17 protein-coding genes and 1 tRNA gene are annotated in these 15,857 nt (G+C 74.1%); 7 read left to right on the top strand and 11 right to left on the bottom strand.

Annotation, left to right across the window (positions count from 1 at the left end):
* The first annotated feature begins 34 nt into the window (after positions 1-34).
* The 3 genes from DEI99_RS08725 to DEI99_RS08715 are packed head-to-tail and all read left to right on the top strand — an operon-like array spanning position 35 to position 3,815.
* Positions 35-1,444 (top strand): aldehyde dehydrogenase family protein, encoded by a 1,410-nt coding sequence (locus DEI99_RS08725; protein WP_284180792.1) that lies wholly within the window; start codon positions 35-37, stop codon positions 1,442-1,444.
* Positions 1,441-2,934 carry a D-glycero-beta-D-manno-heptose 1-phosphate adenylyltransferase gene (gene rfaE2, locus DEI99_RS08720; protein WP_284180791.1) on the top strand — a complete coding sequence of 498 codons (1,494 nt, stop codon included), beginning with the start codon at positions 1,441-1,443 and terminating at the stop codon, positions 2,932-2,934. Before DEI99_RS08725 ends, rfaE2 begins: the two co-directional genes overlap by 4 nt.
* A 56-nt stretch (positions 2,935-2,990) precedes the next feature.
* Positions 2,991-3,815, top strand: a complete 825-nt coding sequence (locus DEI99_RS08715; protein ID WP_284180790.1) for a glycosyltransferase family 2 protein — start codon at positions 2,991-2,993, stop codon at positions 3,813-3,815.
* Positions 3,816-3,915: 100 nt separating this feature from the next.
* On the opposite strand, the gene DEI99_RS08710 is transcribed toward DEI99_RS08715, so the two are convergent.
* Together DEI99_RS08710 and DEI99_RS08705 are read right to left on the bottom strand one after the other, a co-directional pair.
* Complete coding sequence (locus DEI99_RS08710) at positions 3,916-4,446, bottom strand: Dps family protein (protein WP_071255263.1); 531 nt, start codon at positions 4,444-4,446, stop codon at positions 3,916-3,918.
* A 93-nt stretch (positions 4,447-4,539) separates the two neighbouring features.
* On the bottom strand, positions 4,540-4,962 hold the full coding sequence (locus DEI99_RS08705; protein WP_284180789.1) for an SIP domain-containing protein: 423 nt from the start codon (positions 4,960-4,962) through the stop codon (positions 4,540-4,542).
* Positions 4,963-5,139: 177 nt separating this feature from the next.
* Here DEI99_RS08705 and DEI99_RS08700 point away from each other — a divergent pair, with 177 nt between their 5' ends.
* Together DEI99_RS08700 and DEI99_RS08695 are read left to right on the top strand one after the other, a co-directional pair.
* A complete protein-coding gene (locus tag DEI99_RS08700) occupies positions 5,140-5,733 on the top strand; it encodes a molybdopterin-dependent oxidoreductase (protein WP_284180788.1) in 594 nt (197 codons plus the stop codon).
* Positions 5,730-6,500 carry an FAD-binding oxidoreductase gene (locus DEI99_RS08695; protein WP_284180787.1) on the top strand — a complete coding sequence of 257 codons (771 nt, stop codon included), beginning with the start codon at positions 5,730-5,732 and terminating at the stop codon, positions 6,498-6,500. Before DEI99_RS08700 ends, DEI99_RS08695 begins: the two co-directional genes overlap by 4 nt.
* An 87-nt stretch (positions 6,501-6,587) precedes the next feature.
* Here the strand turns inward: DEI99_RS08695 and DEI99_RS08690 are convergent.
* Positions 6,588-6,659: transfer RNA gene (locus tag DEI99_RS08690), tRNA-Gly, on the bottom strand.
* 111 nt (positions 6,660-6,770) lie between these two features.
* Here DEI99_RS08690 and DEI99_RS08685 point away from each other — a divergent pair.
* Together DEI99_RS08685 and DEI99_RS08680 are read left to right on the top strand one after the other, a co-directional pair.
* Positions 6,771-6,977, top strand: coding sequence for a hypothetical protein (locus DEI99_RS08685; protein ID WP_071255255.1), 207 nt, complete (start codon positions 6,771-6,773; stop codon positions 6,975-6,977).
* A gap of 60 nt (positions 6,978-7,037) precedes the next feature.
* Positions 7,038-7,856: a DNA-formamidopyrimidine glycosylase family protein gene (locus DEI99_RS08680; protein ID WP_284180786.1), complete on the top strand. Its 819-nt coding sequence runs from the start codon at positions 7,038-7,040 to the stop codon at positions 7,854-7,856.
* 128 nt (positions 7,857-7,984) lie between these two features.
* On the opposite strand, the gene DEI99_RS08675 is transcribed toward DEI99_RS08680, so the two are convergent.
* The 8 genes from DEI99_RS08675 to DEI99_RS08640 form a co-directional block, all read right to left on the bottom strand.
* Positions 7,985-9,244, bottom strand: a complete 1,260-nt coding sequence (locus tag DEI99_RS08675; protein ID WP_284180785.1) for an ice-binding family protein — start codon at positions 9,242-9,244, stop codon at positions 7,985-7,987.
* A gap of 151 nt (positions 9,245-9,395) precedes the next feature.
* Positions 9,396-10,178: an ABC transporter ATP-binding protein gene (locus DEI99_RS08670; RefSeq protein ID WP_284180784.1), complete on the bottom strand. Its 783-nt coding sequence runs from the start codon at positions 10,176-10,178 to the stop codon at positions 9,396-9,398.
* A gap of 2 nt (positions 10,179-10,180) precedes the next feature.
* The gene (locus tag DEI99_RS08665; protein WP_284180783.1) at positions 10,181-10,990 is read right to left on the bottom strand and encodes an ATP-binding cassette domain-containing protein; all 810 of its coding nucleotides are present in this window, start codon (positions 10,988-10,990) and stop codon (positions 10,181-10,183) included.
* The gene (locus tag DEI99_RS08660; RefSeq protein WP_284180782.1) at positions 10,987-11,892 is read right to left on the bottom strand and encodes an ABC transporter permease; all 906 of its coding nucleotides are present in this window, start codon (positions 11,890-11,892) and stop codon (positions 10,987-10,989) included. Before DEI99_RS08660 ends, DEI99_RS08665 begins: the two co-directional genes overlap by 4 nt.
* Positions 11,889-12,851 (bottom strand): ABC transporter permease, encoded by a 963-nt coding sequence (locus tag DEI99_RS08655; RefSeq protein ID WP_071297229.1) that lies wholly within the window; start codon positions 12,849-12,851, stop codon positions 11,889-11,891. Before DEI99_RS08655 ends, DEI99_RS08660 begins: the two co-directional genes overlap by 4 nt.
* Positions 12,852-12,907: 56 nt before the next feature.
* Positions 12,908-14,407 carry an ABC transporter substrate-binding protein gene (locus tag DEI99_RS08650; RefSeq protein ID WP_284180781.1) on the bottom strand — a complete coding sequence of 500 codons (1,500 nt, stop codon included), beginning with the start codon at positions 14,405-14,407 and terminating at the stop codon, positions 12,908-12,910.
* Positions 14,408-14,462: 55 nt separating this feature from the next.
* Positions 14,463-15,227: a DUF1684 domain-containing protein gene (locus DEI99_RS08645; protein WP_284180780.1), complete on the bottom strand. Its 765-nt coding sequence runs from the start codon at positions 15,225-15,227 to the stop codon at positions 14,463-14,465.
* A 351-nt stretch (positions 15,228-15,578) separates the two neighbouring features.
* Positions 15,579-15,821, bottom strand: coding sequence for a hypothetical protein (locus DEI99_RS08640; RefSeq protein WP_071290530.1), 243 nt, complete (start codon positions 15,819-15,821; stop codon positions 15,579-15,581).
* Positions 15,822-15,857 lie beyond the last annotated feature (36 nt).

The raw sequence follows: 15,857 nt of genomic DNA, 5'->3' as shown, positions 1-15,857 counted from the left end.
CCGTGAGAGGCCCGCCCGTCCCCGGAAGGACCCCATGACGATCGCACCCCCCGCCGCCGCAGCCGAGCTCGTGGTGATCGACCCGGTCGACGGCTCCGTCGCCTCGAACCACCCCCGCTCGTCCGACGAGGACGTCCGGGACGCGGTCGCCCGCGCCCGGGCGGCTGCACCCGCGTGGGCCCGCACCGCACCGGCGGAACGCGGCGCACTGCTGCGTGCGGCGGCCGAGCACGTCCGCGCGCACGCGCAGGAGCTCGCCGACCTGAACACCCGCGAGACCGGCAAGGTCCCCGGGGACGCACTCGGCGGCGTCGAGGCCGGCGTCGGCACGCTCGTGCAGTACGCCGAGCTCGGGCCGGTCCACCGCGGCGAGGCGCTCCGCGGCGGCTTCGGTGCCGCCGACTGGGCGGTCCCGCACCCCCGCGGCGTCGTCCTCGCGCTCACCCCGTGGAACGACCCGGTGGCCGTGGCGTGCGGCATGCTCGGTGCCGCGATCGTCACCGGCAACACCGTCGTGCACAAGGGCAGCGAGCGCTCCCCCGCGACCATCGCCCGGCTGAACGCCCTGCTCGCCGAGGTCCTGCCCGACGGCGTGCTCGTCGGCGTCGACGGCGACGGTGCGACCGGTGAGCTGCTCCTCGAGCAGGACGGCATCGACGTGTACGCGCACGTCGGCTCCACCGCGACCGGCGACCGGCTGAGCGAGGTCGCCCTGCGCACCCGCGCGCACGTCGTGCGCGAGAACGGCGGCAACGACGCGGTCGTCGTCGACGCCGACGTCGACCCCGCCTGGGCCGCGGCGCAGGTCGCGCTGGGTGCCTTCGCGAACACCGGCCAGATCTGCACGAGCGTCGAGCGGGTGTACGTGCACCGTGACGTCGCCGAGCCGTTCGTGGCGGCGCTCGTCGCCGAGGCCGACCGTCGCACCGCCGCCCCGGCCGTGACCTACGGGCCGCTCGTCGACGACCGGCTCCGGCAGACCGTGCAGTCGCACGTCGACGACGCCCGGCAGCAGGGCGCGACCGTCCTGACCGGCGGTGTCACGCCCGGCGGCCCCGGCACCTTCTACCCGGCCACGGTGCTGACCGACTGCACCGACGACATGCTCGTGATGACCGAGGAGACCTTCGGTCCGATCGCCCCCGTCCGTGTCGTCGACGACTTCGACGAGGGCCTGCGCCTCGCCGCGAACGACCGCTACGGCCTGGCGGCGACCGTCCTCACCAACGACACCGGGCACGCGCTCCGCGCTGCGGCGGAGCTGCCCGTCGGCACCGTCAAGGTGAACGCCGTCTTCGGCGGGGCACCCGGTGGCAGCGCGCAGCCGCGCGGCGCCTCGGGCGCCGGATTCGGCTACGGCCCGCACCTGCTCGACGAGATGACCACGATGACCGTCGTGCACCTCGAACCGGCCCAGCCGCGCACCGCCGGCGGTGCCGCGTGAGCACCGACGTGCGGCTCGTCCGCGACTTCGTGGCGACCGTCGACGACCGCGAGCCGCTCGTCGTCGTGATCGGCGACTGCATCCTCGACCGGTGGACCGTCGGCGAGGCGGAGCGCGTCTCGCGCGAGGCCCCTGCACCCGTCGTCCGGGTCACCGAGACCATCGCGGTTCCGGGCGGCGCGGCGAACACCGCCGTCAACGCCCGCGCGCTCGGCGCCCGCGTCCGCATGGTCGGGCTCATCGGGGACGACGAGGCCGGCGACGTGCTGCGCGAGCGGCTCGAGACCGCCGGTGTCGACACGGCGTTCCTCGTCGTCATCCCCGGCGCCCGCACCACGACGAAGTCGCGCGTCGTCGGCGGCGACCGCGTCGTCGTCCGCGTCGACGACCTCGCCCGCACCCCCACCGACGACCACCAGGCGCAGCTCGCCGACGCCGTCGCCCGAGCCGTGCGCTCGGCGGACGCCGCGGTGGTCTGCGACTACGGCCTCGGCGTCCGCGCCGAGGACATCGTCCCCGTGCTCGACCGCGACCGGCCGGACGCAGTCGTCGTGGACGCCCACGACCTCACCCGCTGGGCGGGGCTGCACCCCGACCTGGTGACGCCGAACGCCGGCGAGGCAGCGTCCCTGCTCGGCCGCGACCTCGGCACCGGCACCGACCGGGTCGCCGCCGTCCTCGACGCCCGCGACGACGTGTTCGCCCGGACCGGCGCCCGCAACGCCGTCGTGACGCTGGACCGGGACGGCACCGTGCTGCTCGAGCCGGGCAGCGACCGCGGGTACCGCACCCGGGCCGTCCCCGCCTCCGAGCAGCAGGCGTCCGGCGCCGGCGACACGTTCTGCGCCACCGCGACGGTGGCCCTGGCCGTGCACGCACCGGTCCGCGACGCGGTCGCGGTCGCGCAGGCCGCCGCCGACGTCGTCGTGCGCGAGGCCGGCACCTCGGTGTGCAGCGCCGCGGCCCTGCTCGAGTCCGTCACGGCACCCGCCGCGACGGTCGTCGACCACGACGAGCTCGCCACCGCCGTCGAGGCCGCCCGTGCGACCGGCCGCCGGGTCGTCTTCACGAACGGCTGCTTCGACGTCGTCCACCGCGGGCACACCACGTACCTGCGGCAGGCCCGCGACCTCGGCGACCTGCTCGTCGTCGCGCTCAACGACGACGACTCGGTGCGCCGCCTGAAGGGTCCGGAGCGACCGATCAACACGGCCGAGGACCGCGCCGGCGTGCTCGCCGCGCTCGCGTGCGTCGACCTGGTGACGGTGTTCCCGACGGACACACCGATCCCCCTGATCGAGCGCCTGCGTCCGGACGTCTACGTCAAGGGCGGCGACTACTCGCCGGAGATGCTCAGCGAGACCGAGGTCGTGCGCGGGTACGGCGGCGAGGTCGTCATGGTCGACTACGTCGCCGAGCACTCCACGACCGCCGTGGTGCGCCGCATCCGCGAGGCCGCGGCCCGACCCGAACCGGACCCGGCACCGTGACCGCCCGCTGGTCCGGGTCGTGGGCGACGGAGCCCGATCCAGCGGACACCACCAGGGTGGACGTCGACGTGCTCGTGCCGACCGTCGACCGGCCGGCCGAGCTCGCCACGACGCTCGCCGGCCTCGCGGCCCAGACGGACGTCGCGTTCCGCGTCGTGGTGAGCGACCAGTCGGCGGGTGGCGAGGCCGTCACCGCGCCGGCGGTCGCCGCCATGCTGCGCGTCCTGGAGGCCCAGGGCCGGCCCGTCACGCTCCTCACCCACCCGGAACGCCGTGGCCTGGCAGAGCACCGGCAGTTCCTGCTCGACCACGCCACCGCACCGGCGGTGCTGTTCCTCGACGACGACGTCTGGCTCGAGCCGGGCTCGGTCGGGCGGATGCTCGACGCCCTGCGCACGCTGGACTGCGGCTTCGTCGGGAGCGCCGTGCAGGGGCTGTCCTACCTGCACGACCGTCGGCCGCACGAAACGGCGGTGTTCGAGCGCTGGGACGGCCCGGTCGTCCCCGAGGTGGTGCGCCGCGGCACGCCGGGCTTCGACCGGTGGTCGCTGCACAACGCCGCGAACCCGACGCACCTCGCTGCGGACCTCGACGTGCCGCCGGGCGGCTGGGTGCCGTACCGCGTCGCCTGGGTCGGCGCCTGTGTGCTCTACGACCGGCAGGCCCTCGACGACGTCGGCGGATTCCGCTTCTGGGACGCGTTGCCGCCGGACCACGCCGGCGAGGACGTCGTCGCCCAGTGGCGGGTCATGGAGCGCTTCGGCGGGGTCGGCATCCTGCCGTCGGGAGCGGTGCACCTGGAGGCCCCGACCACCGTGGTCGACCGCCGGGTCGACGCGCCGGACGTGGTCTTCGACGAGTGGGCGGACGCCGCGCGGTAGCGCACCGCGCACGGCCGTCGGCGCCCGCCCTCGGACGGCCCCGGACGTACTCCGGCGTGCTCGGGCGCGCTTCGGCGTGCTCGGGTGTGCTCCGGCGCGCTCAGGCGGCGAGGTGCGCCTGCAGGAACCAGCGGTCCTTCGTCAGCCCGCGCTCGATCTCGATCGCGACGTCCTGGCTGTTGAGGTCGACCTCGTCGAGGCCCTCGACGGCCCGACGGACCTGCAGCAGCGCCGCGTCGATCTCGGCGATGACCTCGGTGATCGTGACGTCCGAGTGCTGGAACCCCTCGGACAGCGGCGGCACCGTGGTGCGCGCGGCGACGGTGGTCAGGCGCGCGTCGACCGGCAGGCCGAGCGCGACGATCCGCTCGGCGGCGGTGTCGGCGTACTCCTGCGCGTGCTCGACGACCTGGTCGAGCAGCTCGTGCACCCCGACGAAGTTGCGGCCGCGCACGTGCCAGTGCGCCTGCTTCCCGTTCACCACGATCGCCTCGAGGTCGATGACGACCGGGGCGAGGAACTGCGCCACGCCGGCGGCGAGCTCGGGGGTCGTCGAGAACGGCGACGGGGTCGACGACGCGGCGGTCGACGTGCGGACGTCCGTGCTGGTGCTGCTGCTGTGCGTGCTCATGGGGACCACCATGCGCCCTGTCCGGACGCAGCACAAGCAAGCGCAGGCTCCCCTTCCGAAGCCCAGGCTGGCCTTCGGAAGGGCAGGCTCACCTCACCCGCCGTACTCGACCTCGACCTGCTGGCCGGCGTCGGCGAGCTCGATCTCGAGCACCGACCGCGCCCGTTCGACCCACGGGCTGTCGGCCAGCCCGACCCACACGGCGGTGCGCGGTTCGCAGCCGACGACGCACCACTCGGCGGCCCATCCGGCCAGTGCGCCGGCCAGGAGCTCGCCGTGGTCGGCGATCACGAGCGACGGCAGGAGCGAGCCGCGGGCGGACCGCACCAGCCAGGTGACGGTCAGCCGGGGCGGCGCGGGCAGGATGCAGACCTGTTCGTCGAGGGCGACCTCGACGAAGACCTGGCCGTAGGCGTTCTCGGGCAGGTCCTCGAGGCGGCGACGGATCTCCGGCAGGTCCGCGGCGCCACCGGCGACGAGGACGCGATCGGTGGGCTGTCGCCGGGTCCGGGCCATGCTGCCACGGTAAGGCAAGCCTCACCTGCCCACAAGGGCGGTGGCGGCGCTCCGGGTACGCGTCGGTCCGGAGACCGCGTCGCGCGCACCCGAGCCGCCCGCGTGGAGCATGATCGACTGGGGCGGAGCGACCGGCTCCGCCGCAGACGAGACGCGACCGCGGACGACAGGAGCACGATGGCCACGTTCACCAGGGGCTTCGGCGGACGCCGCCGTGACCGCGACGACACCCGGCTGCCACCCGGGCAGACACTCGTCGCCGACTGGCCGGTGATGTCGGCCGGAGCGACGCCGACCGTCACCCCGGAGACGTGGAGCTTCTCGATCCGGACCGAGTCCGGCCTGCACGAGTGGTCCTGGGACGAGGTCCGGGCGCTCGGCGTCGAGGACGTCACGGTCGACGTGCACTGCGTCACGCACTGGACGAAGCTCGACATGCCGTGGCGCGGTGTCCCGCTCGACAAGCTGTTCGCGCAGGTCGAGACCGCGCTCGGCCACTGCATGGTGCACAGCTTCGGCGGCTACACCACGAACGTGCCCCTCGACGAGCTGCTCGGCGGCCGGGCCTGGATCGCCTTCGAGGCCGACGGTGCGCCGCTCACCCCGGAGCACGGCGGCCCGGCGCGGCTGCTCGTGCCGCACCTGTACTTCTGGAAGAGCGCGAAGTGGGTGCGCGGCATCGTCATGCACGGCGAGGACGAGCCCGGCTTCTGGGAGCAGAACGGCTACAACATGCACGGCGACCCGTGGAAGGAAGAGCGCTACTGGTGACGGACCCCACGCCCACGCTCGCACCCGCGTCCCGCCGCCCCGCCTGGTACCCGGCGACCATCGCCGCGGTCGCGCCCGAGACCCCGAACGCCCGCCGGATCGTCCTCGACGTCCCCGGCTGGCCGGGCAGCGCCCCCGGGCAGCACGTGGACGTGCGGCTGACGGCCGAGGACGGCTACCAGGCGTCGCGCTCCTACTCACTCGCGTCCTCCGGTGGAGGCGGGACGGTCGTGCTCGCGGTCGACCGCGTCGAGGACGGCGAGGTCTCCCCCTTCCTGGTCGACGCGGCCGAGGTCGGCGACGCCGTCGAGGTGCAGGGCCCGCTCGGTGGCTGGTTCGTGTGGCGTCCCGGCGAGTCGACGCGCCCCGTGCAGCTCATCGCCGGCGGCTCGGGCATCGTGCCGCTCGCCGCGATCGCCACGGCGCACGCCGACGCGGCCGACCCCACGCCCTTCCGGCTGCTCGTGTCGGTGCGCACCCCGGAGGACCTGTTCTTCCGCGCCGAGCTCGAGCGTGCCGTGGCGGTGCCGACGGCGCCGCTCGACGTCACGGTCGTGCACACCCGACGCGCACCGGACGGTGCGGTGGCACCGGCCGGCCGGCTCACGCGTGACCGCCTCGCCGAGGCCGTGTTCCCGCCGGAGACCGGGGCGCTGGTGTACGTGTGCGGCTCGACGCCGTTCGTCGAGCAGGTGCTGCAGTGGCTCGGCGAGCTCGGCCACGACACCGCTGACGTACGTGCCGAGCGGTTCGGCGGCGCCGGCTGACCGAGCCCCGGCGGGCGTGGTGCCTGCCGGCGTGGCCCGGAACGACGAAGGCCCCGGTCTGGTGACCGGGGCCTTCGTGCTGTTCCGAGCGGATGACGAGATTCGAACTCGCGACCCTCACCTTGGCAAGGTGATGCGCTACCACTGCGCCACATCCGCGTACGTGGACACTCTACCCGGTCGTGGTGCCGGTCGTGGGATCCGGGCGGAAACCGGGCGTGTCCCCGCTGCTCCCGGCGTTCCACAGGCGTCGCGGAGTTCGATCGTCCCATGAGCTACGTCCACGACAACCCCGGCGGCACCGAGGCGCACGGCGTCGACCTCCTCGACGGCGACGAACCCGCGGTGCGCATCCTCGTGCACGGCGACCTGCCCACGACCATCGAGCACGAGGGTCGCACGTGGCTGGCCACCGGGCAGGGGCACGACGCCGGCGAGGACGGCACGCCGCCGATCGCCATCTACCGCCCGGTCTGACCGGACGCCCCGACCGCGCGACCGCTGCACGGTGTCGGTCGTCGGCCGTAGCGTGCTGCCGTGCCCGAGGGTGACTCCGTGTTCCGGTTGGCCGCGCGTCTGCGCGCCGTCGACGGCGCCCTGGTCGCGCGCGGGGAGCTCCGTGGCGGCGGCGCCGCGGGCCGCTCGCTCGCCGGCCGTCGGGTCCTGGAGCACGCCACGCACGGCAAGCACCTGCTGACCCGCTTCGACGACGGCACCACGCTGCACACCCACATGCGCATGCAGGGGTCGTGGACGACCACGCGGCCGGGTCGGCGGCCCCCGGTCGAGGTCGTCCGTCGGGCACGGGTGCGGCTCGGCCTCGAGGACGGCCGCACCGTCTGGGGCGTCGACCTGCCGGTGGTCGACCTCGTGGACACCGCGGACGAGCACAGCGTCGTCGGACACCTCGGTCCCGACCTGCTGCACGACGACTTCGACGCCGCCGAGGCCGCACGCCGGCTGCTCGCCGACCCCGACGCGACGGTCCGGACGGCCCTGCTCGACCAGCGGAACGTCGCGGGCCTCGGCAACCTCTGGGTGAACGAGCTCGGCTTCGTGCGCGGGCTGCACCCCGATCGACCGATCGGCACGGTCGACGTGCCCGGTCTGGTCGCGTCCGCGCGACGGATGCTCGTCCGCTCCGCGACCGTCCCGGACGCCTACCAGGTCACGACGGGGTCGCTCCGTCGCGGCGAGCGGCACTGGGTCGTCGGCCGTGCGGGTCGGCCCTGCCTGCGCTGCGGCACGTCAGTCGTGGGTCGCGATGCGGTCGAGGTCGTCGGCTCCGCCCCGCGGCGCACCTGGTGGTGTCCGCGCTGCCAACCCCGCGATGCGCTGGGCGCACCGGAGCACTGACCAGCGGCGCCCGAGAGTACGGGCCAGCGGCGCCAGAGGGCACGGGCCAGCGACCCCCAGAGGGCACAGACCAGCGGCGCCCGACCTCCGTCGGGCGCCGCTCGTCGCCTGCCGCGTGCTCCCCCGCGTCAGCGGGTCTGATCGCGGCGACGACGGGTGCGGGCCGTCAGCACTGCAGCACCGGTGAGCACGAGGGCCGCGGCGGCGAGGCTGCCCGGCAGCACGCTCCCGGAACCGGTGTAGGCGAGCTCACCGGTCCCACCGCCCACGACGGGCACCGCGGTCGCCGACGGGCCGCCGGCCGGAGTGGTCGCTCCCGGAGTGGTGGTCGGCGTCGCGCTCGGGGCGACGCTCGGCACGGCGCTCGCGGTCGCGGCCGGTCGGATCGTGACGACGTAGGTCGCGGTGTCGGCCGGTGCCGTGCCGTTGTCCGCGGTCACCGTCACCGTCGAGGTGCCGGCGGTGGTCGGGGTACCCGACACGACGCCGGTGGTGCTGTCGATGGTCAGGCCGTCCGGCAGTCCGGTCGCGGTGTAGGTCGGCGCGGGACTGCCGGTCGCGGTGACGGGGAACGAGTACTCCGTCCCGACGGTGCCGGACGAGGGCGCGCCGGACGTGATCTCCGGAGCGGTGGTCTCCGTGATCGTGCCGTCGGCGGGACAGCCGGTCGGGGCGGTGATCGTGTTCGTGTCGAGGGTCACGGCACCGGCGCGGGCGAGCAACCGCCCGGCGACGGTGGCGCCGGTCGTCGCGGTGATCGACTGCCGCGCGAGCACGGTGCCCTGGAACTGCGCCGCCGACCCGATGGTCGCCGAGCTGCCGACCTGCCAGAAGACGTTGCAGGACGACGCGCCGCCGGTGATGGTGATGCGGCTCGCGTCGCCGATCGTCAGGGTCGAACCGGCCTGGAACACCCAGACCGAGTCGGCGTCGCCGGCCAGGGTGAGCGCGCCGCCGCCGGCGAGCTGGAGGAAGTCCCCGCGGTACACGCCGGGTGCCAGCGACCGGCCGTTCAGCTCGGTGAGGCCCGTCGTGGTCGGGGTGAGCGACGCCGCGGTGTCGTAGGCCGTGGTGGTGGCGTCCTGCGCGCGGTCGGCGACGGCGTCGCCGCGGTGGATCGTCCCGCTGGCGGAGCCGCCGGGCGCTCCGTCGAAGCCGGTGATCGCCGTGCCGGGCGAGACCCCGACGTCGCCGGTGACGACGGTCGGGCCGGTGTTCGTCACGGTGCTCGCGCCGAGCACGCCGTAGGGCGCTGCGGTGCCCAGGCCGACGGGGCCGTCGATGACGGTCGCCGCCGAGGCAGCGGTCGCGCCGGTACCGGTGACGCCGAGGGCGGCCAGTCCGATCGTCGTCGCGAGGAGCACGAGTGTGCGTGGGCGTCTGGTCATCGGGGATGCCTGCCTGTCGGAGAGGCGAGGGGTCGTCGACGACGAGCGCGCAGTCTCGGTCTGCTGAGTATGCGCGCAGCAACGACGATCACCTAGGGATCCCCAGGACCGGCCCGTCGGTTGCGTCCGGCCGCCCTGGGCCGGTGGTCGATCAGCGCGGCAGCCGCGGCACCGCGTCGAGCAGCGCGCTCGTGTAGGCGGACTCCGGCGCACCGAGCACGCGCGAGGTCGCGCCCTGCTCGACGATGCGGCCGCGCCGGAGCACGACCGTCTCGGCGCACAGCCGGGCGACCACGGCGAGGTCGTGCGACACGAGCACGATGGTCATCCCGTGCTCGGCCGCCAGACGTTCGAAGAGCTCGAGCACGGCGACCCGGGTCGTCAGGTCGAGCGCGCTCACCGGCTCGTCGGCGACGAGCACCCGGGGCCCCGCGACGACGGCGCGGGCGATGGCGATCCGCTGGCGCTGCCCGCCGGAGAACTCGTGCGGGTACCGGCGACCGGCGTCGCCGTCGAGCCCCACGTCGCGGAGCGCGGCCTCGACGCGGTCGGATGCCTCGGACCCGGTCGCGACGGCGAGGGAGCGGAGCGGCTCCCCCACGATGCGGTCCACGCGCTGGCGCGGGTCGAGCGACGAGTACGGGTCCTGGAACACCGGCTGCACCGCCGCGCGGAACCGCCGCACCGCGGCACGGTCGCGCAGGTCCAGGGGTGCGCCGTCGAACGTGACGGTGCCGGAGTCCGGTGCCTGCAGGCCGAGCAGCATGCGCAGCACGGTGGTCTTGCCGGCACCGGACTCCCCCACGATGCCGACGTGCTGTCCGGCGCGGACGGCGAAGGAGACGTCGTCGAGCGCGAGTGCGGCGTTCCGCCCCGGGTAGGCGAACGACGCGTGGTCGACGGCGAGCAGCGGCGGCGTGGTGGTGGTGGGCACGGTCACGAAGGGTTCCCCCGTCCGGCGTCGAGGGCGTCCTGCAGGGCGCGTGCACTCGCGACGAGTCGGCGGGTGTACGGCTCGGCGGGCGAGGCGATGACCCGGCGCACGTCGCCCTGTTCCACCGCGCGGCCGTGCTCGAGCACGAGGACGCGGTCGACGGTGCGGGCGACGACGGCCAGGTCGTGGCTGATGAAGAGCAGTCCCATGCCGCGGTCGGCGACGGCGCGGTCGAGCAGGTCGAGGACCTGCGCCTGCACGGTCACGTCGAGCGCGGTCGTCGGCTCGTCGGCGATGAGCACCCGCGGACGGCACGCCAGGGCCATCGCGACCGCCACGCGCTGCCGCTGCCCGCCGGAGAGCTCCCACGGGTACGCGGCGGCGACCCGCTCCGGGTCCGGCAGGGCGACGTCGTCGACCGCGTCGCGCACGGCCTGACGGAGCGCGGCACCGCGCAGGCCGCGGTGGCGCCGCAGCGGCTCGGCGATCTGGTCACCGGCCCGCATGAGCGGGTCGAGTGCCGTCATCGGTTCCTGGAACACGGGAGCGACGGCCGCGCCGCGGATGCCGCGGAGCGTCCGTTCCGGGGCCCCGAGCACCTCGACACCGCCGACGCGCACCGATCCCTCGGCGCGGAGTCCGGGCGGCAACAGGCCCATCACCGCGAGGGCGGTGAGGGACTTGCCGCTGCCGGACTCGCCGACGATGCCGAGGCGGGCGCCGTCGTCGACGGCGAAGGTGACGTCGTCGACCAGCGTCGCGCCGTCGGCGGTGGTGATGCGCAGGTCGGTGACCTCGATGGCGGGGTTCACACGGGCCTCCCGTCCGTCTCGCCGGTCGCGGTGGTCGCGCTGGCCGCTGTGTCGGACTGGAGGCGCGGGTCGGCCGGGCGCGCCGCCCGCCGCCGGCGACGGGTCGGGTCCGCGACGTCACGCAGGCCGTCGGCGAGCAGGTTCGCCCCGATGACGAGGGCGACGAGCGCGAGGCCGGGGGCGAGGACGCCGGCGGGCGCCTCGAAGGCGGTCTGCTGGGCGTCCTGCAGCATGCGGCCCCACGACGCGTTCGGCGGCGGGGCACCGAGGCCGAGGTAGGACAGGCTTGCCTCGGCGAGCACCGCGAGCCCGAACTGCAGCGCCAGGTTGACCGCGAGGGTCGGCCAGACGTTCGGCAGCACGTGCTCGACGACGATCCGCGGCCACGAGGTGCCGGAGGTGCGCGATGCGGTGACGAAGTCCTGCCGCAGCACCCGGCGCACCAGGATGCGGACGAGCCGGGCGACGACCGCCGCCATCACCAGTCCGATCGCGACGATCGCGGTGCCGAGCGAGGCACCGCGGGCGGCGACGAGCAGCATCGCGACGAGCAGCGTCGGGAACGCGATGACGATGTCGAGCACGGCCGAGAGCGTGTCGTCGAGCCAGGGGCGGGCGAAGGCCGCGACGAGCCCGACGGCGGTGCCGAGCACCCCGCCGACGAGCACGGCGCCGACCCCGGTCGCGAGCGCGATGCGGGCACCGACGAGCAGCTGGGTCGCCAGGTCGCGGCCGAGGGTGTCGGTGCCGAGCCAGTGCGCCGCCCCTGGTGGGGTGAGCCGACCGCCCGTGGTGTCGTAGAGCGAGTAGGGCGTCCAGACGAGCGAGACGACCGCGGCGACGAGCACGACGCCGACGAGCACGGTCCCGACCGTCAGGGACACCGACCGGCGGGCGCTCATCGGTTCCCCGAGACGGTCGCGCGCAGGCGCGGGTCGACGAGGCGCTGCACCACGTCGGCGACGAAGCCGATGACGAGCACGGCGACCGTCGAGACGAGCAGGACGCCCTGGATGCTCGGGTAGTCGTGCTGCTCGATGCCGGTGATGAGCATGCTGCCGAGCCCGGGCAGGGCGAACACGCTCTCGACGACGACGGCGCCGAGGAACGTCGAGGCGAGCTCGATGCCGAGCACCGCGATGACCGGCACCACCGCCGACCGGACGCCGTGCCGCAGGAACGCCGAGGCGGTGGAGGCGCCGAGCGCCCGGGCCGTCCGGATGTGGTCGGCCCCGAGCACGTCGAGCACGGCGCTCCGCACGTACCGGGCGATCGACGCGGTCATCACGACGGCGACGGTGACGATCGGCAGTGCGAGCGCCTCGAGCGCGTCACCCGGGTAGGTCCAGTCGTCGCGGGGGAAGCCGCTCGACGGCAGCAGGCCCCAGCGCAGCGACACGACCTGCACGAGCAGGATGCCGATCCAGAACACCGGCACGGCGATGCCGAGCTGGGTCACCCCGGACAGCAGCACGCCGTACCAGCGGTCGGCGCGGGCCGCGGCGACGAACCCGACCAGGCACGCGGCGACGACGGCCACCACGAACGCGATGAGCGTCAGCGGCACGGTCACGACGAGGCGCTGCGCCAGGTCGGGCAGGACCGGCAGGCCGCTCGTGAACGACGTGCCGAGGTCGAGGTGCAGCACCTGGCCGACCCACTGCACGAACTGCTGCGTCAGCGGCAGGTCCGACCCGACCTGGCGCCGCGCCGCCTCGATCTGGTCGGGGGTGGCGTTCGCCGCGAGCAGCGCGTTCGCCGGGTCCCCCGGCAGGATCCGCAGCAGCGCGAACACCACGACCAGGGCGACCACGAGCGAGAGCACGAGGATGCCGAGGCGGCGGAGGACGTAGGCGGTCATGCGGTGGTGCGGGTCCTTGCTCGGGGTGGGGGTGCGGGTGCGGCGGTCCGCGCGGGTCAGGAGACGGTGATGCCGGAGACGGGGAACTGCGAGTTCAGCCCGTTCTTCCAGTATCCCGTGACGTCCTTGTCCGACACGACGATCTGCGGGTACAGGTACAGCCACGCGCTCGCGGCGTCCTGCACGATCTGCTCGTTCGCCTGGGCGAGCAGCTCGGTCTGCCGGTCCTCGGAGGTCGCCTGCTCTGCGTCCGCGATGTCGCGCTGCACCTTCTCGTTGTCGTACCCGAAGTAGAAGTCCGGGTTGCCGTAGAACACGACGTCGCGGTCGTTCACGTGCTCCTGCAGCGTCGCCTCGAAGTCGTGCTGCTGGTACACCTTCGTGTACCACTCGTCGGCGCTGATCGTGTTGATCTCCATCGTCACGCCGACCTTCCGCAGCGCGCTCTGCAGGTACTGCGCGACGGCCGGGTGCGGGTCGTACGACGGGGTGTCGAGGGTGAACGTGAAGCCGTCGGCGTGGCCGGCGTCGGCGAGCAGCTCCTTCGCCTTCGCGGGGTCGTAGGCGTTGACGCTCGTCAGGTCCTCGTACCAGGGGTCGGTCGGCGGCACCATCGAGCCGTTCACCGTGCCGTAGTCGCCCCAGATCGCCTCGAGCAGGGCCTTCCGGTCGATCGCCGCGGAGATCGCGCGGCGGAGCGTGACGTCGGTGAAGGGCCCCTTCGCGTCGTTGAACGCCAGGAGCTCCTTCGTGGTCGAGTCCCCCTCGCTGACGGTGTACTTGGATTCGTCGGCGGTGAACCGGGACAGCGCGTCCGGCGACTGGATGCTCGTGATGACGTCGACCCGGCCGCTCGCCAGCGCGTTCGACAGCGTGGAGGCGCTGGTGAAGTAGTCGAACTCGACGCCGCCGTTCTCCGGCTTCTTCCCCCAGTACCCGTCGTAGGGCTCGAGGGTGAGCGAGGAGCCGCGCTTCCAGGTGCCGAGGGTGTACGGCCCGGTGCCGTCCTCCTCGGTCTTCAGCTTGGTCTCGTCGGCGGGGACGATCCAGACGTAGGACAGGTTGTAGACGAACGAGATCGACCGCTCGGACAGGTGCACAACGACCGTGTCGTCGTCCGGTGTCTCGATCGACCGCACCACGGCCAGGCTCGACTTGCGCGAGGACTGCGAGTCCTCGGCGGTGACCCGCTCGATCGAGCGCTTGACGTCGGCGCTGGTGAGCTCCGCGCCGCTGTGGAACGTGACGCCCGAGCGGAGGGTGAACGTGTACGTGAGGCCGTCGGACGACGTGTCGTACGACTTCGCGAGCAGCGGGGTGACCTTGCCGTCGTCACCGAGGCGGAACAGCCCCTCGTAGACGTTGTCCTGGAAGGCCTCGTTGACGCCCTGGCCGCCGCCGTCGACGTTCGACAGGTTGGTCGGCTCGTACAGCGAACCGATCGCGACGGTGGCGTCGGCACCGCGCGACGAGCCGCCGTTCGGGGACGAGCAGCCGGCGAGGGCGAGGCTGAGGGCGACGCCGGTGGCGGCGAGCGCGAGGATGCGGGTCTTCACGGGGCTCCTGGTGGTGGTGCTGCGGATGTGCTGGGTGGTGGGGTCGGCGGCCGGGTCAGTCGCGGTGCGCGACGTACCGCTCGCCGGCGTGCACGGGGACCTGCAGGCGGTTCTGCGCCGGGGGCAGCGGGCAGTTGTACTGGTCGCTGTAGCCGCACGGCGGCACGAACGCGTGGTTGAAGTCGAGGACGACGTCGGACTCCTGGCCCGTCGACGACCCCTCGGGGCGCTCGACGAACAGGAACCGGCCGGTGCCGTACGTGCGGTCGGCGTCGTCGTGGCTGCGGTTGGTCGGGTCGCCGAAGACGAGCAGCAGCGTGCCGTCGTCGTCGAAGGCGCTGAGGGTGTACTCCTGCCCGTCGATCGTCGCCGTGATGTCTCCGGGCACGACGAGGTCGCGGGTGGCGCCGGCGGCGTCGCGCAGGTGCTCGTACGGGATCGTCCGACCGGGCTCGGCCGGCGCGAAGTGCGCGGTGATCCGCCACGACGGGTCGTACGGGAACACCGGGGTGTCGACGTAGGAGCGGATCGCCGGGGACTGCGCGTCCCAGAGGCGGTACCCGTGCTCCGGGGCACCGGTGTCGAGGTCGCGGCGGTGCACGGCCGTCGCGACGACCGTGTCGGGCTGCCCGTCGAGCACGGCCTGCAGGTCCGGCTCGGCGCCGCCCGGCAGCCACTCGGTCCGGACGAGGGCGAGGTCGCCCTGCGGGCCGGTCACGCGCTGCCGACGGGCCTCGCGCCAGGCGTCCCACGATGCGGGGGCGTCGGTGCTGTTCGAGGCGGTGGAGCTGGGCGCGGTGGTGCTGGGATCGGACGTCACGGGGATCGACAATCGCAGAGTGCGACTCGGTATTCCCGACCCGCCGTCACACGGCGCAACAGTCGGGCGCGTCGGGGGTGCCGGCCGGCCCGGCCGGCGGGTTCGTGGGGCACTTCGTGAGCAGACGATGTCGGGTCCGGGCGGGCCACCCGACACCTTCTGCTCACGAAGAGGGGCGAACGCGTCGGGCGGGCGCGTCGGGCGGGGCGTGTGGGCTGGACGGGCGCGTTCGTGGCGCACTTCGTGAGCAGAAGACGTCGGGTCCGGGCGGACGAACCGACCTCTTCTGCTCACTCGATGGCACGCGCGTTCGTCGTCGTCGTCGGCGGCACCGCCGGGCCGACCGTGCGCTCAGTCCCGGACGACTCCTCCGTACGGCCACTGGACCCAGGACGGGTCACCCGCGTCGAACAGGTGGGCGGCGAGCATGTGTGCCTCTTGGTAGTCCCGCCCAGAGGCGCCGAGCGCAGCGGCGAGCTGATCGGACACCACCGTGGTCGTCGTGTCACCCTCGCGGACCTCGTACAGGGCGGGCGGCCCCACCAGGAACAGCCCGAGCACGGCCCTGCGGCCTCTGGTCTTCCGGAACTCCACGTCGTCTCCTCGCTCGCGTGACCAGGTGGCGGACGG

Origin of the sequence: Curtobacterium sp. MCLR17_036 (assembly GCF_003234445.2) — a bacterium.
Lineage (GTDB): Bacteria > Actinomycetota > Actinomycetes > Actinomycetales > Microbacteriaceae > Curtobacterium.
This window is presented reverse-complemented; position numbering and strand designations above follow the sequence as displayed.